This window comes from Bradyrhizobium sp. 2TAF36, assembly GCF_052114925.1.
Lineage (GTDB): Bacteria > Pseudomonadota > Alphaproteobacteria > Rhizobiales > Xanthobacteraceae > Bradyrhizobium > Bradyrhizobium barranii.
This window is the reverse complement of the sequence record NZ_JBFRFR010000221.1, coordinates 1-1554: the sequence shown is the minus strand read 5'-3', so window position 1 is coordinate 1554 and position 1554 is coordinate 1. Positions and strand designations below refer to the sequence as shown.

The following is a 1554-nucleotide window of genomic DNA, read 5'->3' as shown; positions in this document are numbered from 1 at the left end:
GGCTATGAACGTCGACCTCGTAGACAAGAGCGAGCCTCGCAGGCTGTCGGTAACGAGCTGAACCCTTGTGCCAGCAACCGCAATCAGACAAGAGATTGCACATCGTCACGTCTCGGGAGGAGCAGGGCGAGGGCGGTGTGCGAATCGCAGCAGCGTTACGGAAGGGCGTCGTCCCGCCTTAGCAGATTTGTTGCAGCGGAGCCTGCCAGCCAGGTCATGGACAAAGGTGGTGGAGGCGTGCGGCAACGCAGTGAGATCAACGTCGCGTCCAGTCTTGCAGCGGATCGGCTCCTGTGTGAGTTCGTTTAACGATTGTGCGCTAGCGGGATCAATGATGGGCATCGGCGGCTGACGGGTCGTTTCTGCTAAGCTACCTGGCGCACCACCGGAGAAAAACAGCAAGCGCAAGTATGACAACTGGCGTCGATCCAACGACGTGACCCCTGCCACGAAGACACCTTCATCCGTTTCCTTCGGTCGCGACGCGCGTGATTTTAGGCGCGTCCGCTCCGTGTGTGCACGATGATCTTGATCTTCTCGTAGGTTGCCTTGGCCAGCACGGTTCCAACGGTTCGGTTCAGTTCCTTGGCGATCAGCGTGAGTGGCATTGTAGCCGCCAGCGACCTGAGCTTCTCCACCTCTTGCTCAGTCCATTCCTCTTTCCATCTTGGCATTAGTCGGACAATCCCTTCAGGCACCCGAATTGCGCCAATTATGTTTGAAAACCTGGTCTGCCACATTGGTTCCAGTGACTTCACCAGCGGCAATAGGCTTTCCGTTTTCGGTACGCCGGATGGCACAATCTGCACATGCAAACGATGGTAATACAGCCTAATATTGCTGTCGCCTCCGCTGTCCTTGCTCCCTAATCGGCGACGGAGATGTGACGGCTCTGGCGCTCTTTGAGACGCCAGCCAGCCCCAGCCCCAGCCATGCGCCGGAGCCGTTTTTTTAAAAATTCCACGCCTGGAAATCGGGCGAACCCGCGATTTGATCGGGGTATTTTCAAACCCGATCCTCGCCGCGCCAGCCGACCTGCGCGGCATCGCAAATCTCCCGACAGCGATTCCGGCGTTCGCTTCCCAACGGGTTTCTGAAAAATCGGTTGGATCCGCCGCGCAAATTGCCGTTGGCAAACCATCGCAATCGTCAATCCCCTCCAATCGGCCTTGACGCCGCATCGCCTCGGCTTGATCGTTTCTTCAACCGGAGCCGGCCGTCGTCGGTGTGCAGCCGGGCGAGCTTCGCGGCACACCGGCTTCCACCGACCAACACGGGGAGAGGTCGGATGGCGCGAAAAGAGATCGTCAGCCGCTCCCGAGCCCGTTGTCACGGGGACCGCCGAACGCCTAAGAGAGCAAGCGAAGCAGCTCCCGCACGGCCCTGAGTGTCATTCGGCCTGCAATATTGACCCCCTAAGCCGGGGGATCGGCGTCCAAAATTGACCCCCTATAGGTTGGTCTGTTGCGCTGCCTGCTTTGGAATGAAGCAGGTGGTCGAGGATGCTGATCGTGGAGACGATTGCGCGGATTCGGCGATTGCGCGGATTCGGCG

1 protein-coding gene is annotated in these 1554 nt (G+C 58.9%); it reads right to left on the bottom strand.

The features are described 5' to 3' along the window. Nucleotides 1-494: 494 nt before the first annotated feature. Entirely contained in the window at nt 495-1046 is a 552-nt protein-coding gene (locus AB4Z51_RS44805) for a hypothetical protein (protein ID WP_441499753.1), read from the bottom strand. Nucleotides 1047-1554 lie beyond the last annotated feature (508 nt).

Bases quoted from the DNA above. Each gene is read 5' to 3' on its own strand.
- AB4Z51_RS44805 (WP_441499753.1), bottom strand. From the start codon at position 1,046: ATGCCGCGCAGGTCGGCTGGCGCGGCGAGGATCGGGTTTGAAAATACC.